Source organism: Photorhabdus sp. RM71S (assembly GCF_042879355.1).
In the GTDB taxonomy this organism is placed as follows: domain Bacteria; phylum Pseudomonadota; class Gammaproteobacteria; order Enterobacterales; family Enterobacteriaceae; genus Photorhabdus; species Photorhabdus kayaii.
In genome coordinates this window covers 1-589 of the sequence record NZ_JBHFKV010000174.1, presented here as the reverse complement: position 1 = coordinate 589, position 589 = coordinate 1, and the positions used below count along the sequence as shown (strand labels likewise).

The 589-nt window shown below is 48.7% G+C and carries 1 protein-coding gene; it reads right to left on the bottom strand.

Going from position 1 to position 589, the window contains the following annotated elements:
- Window positions 1-589: terminase gpA endonuclease subunit (locus ACGF5R_RS24355; RefSeq protein ID WP_387693205.1), on the bottom strand; the 589-nt coding region annotated here is incomplete at both ends.

Here is a 589-nt window from a genome sequence, read left to right as displayed (position 1 = left end):
ATCAATACCCGCCGTCAGAACCGCAACGCCGTCCGGTACCTCAGCAGCAAAGACTTCACAGCGCTCAAGGAGTTTTCTTTCACTCAATGCTTTCTCGCCCCGATCTTCATAGGGTTCACCCAGAACCAGGTTGATAAATGTCTGACGCATCAACGGGTCATTTTTCACTCTCAGCCATTCAGCAACTAAGTATTTCCACGCAGCGTTAGGAAACAGACTGTAACCCGCCCAGATATGAAATCCGGCATGACCTTTAAATGGTTTGGTTGCCCGCCATTCGCCACGCTTTACCAGGCCGGCTTTTTCGTTATGATGGATCACGCATCCGTTATGACGACAAACGTAATAAGCGGTATCCGGTATCCCTTCCCCGTGTTCGTCTTTGTCCCATTTTATGCCGTAAGGAGTATCTGGGCCGCCCCATTCAAGAACCTGATATTCATTACAGTGAGGGCATGGGACGTAGTAATAACGCTGGTCACTATCGCCAAATGACTTTTCAATACGGCTGGCGCCTTTTACAGTCGGGGTTGAACCCAATACGATTTTGCGGTTCCAAAATGTTTCTGAACGTTTTGTACCTAGTGCG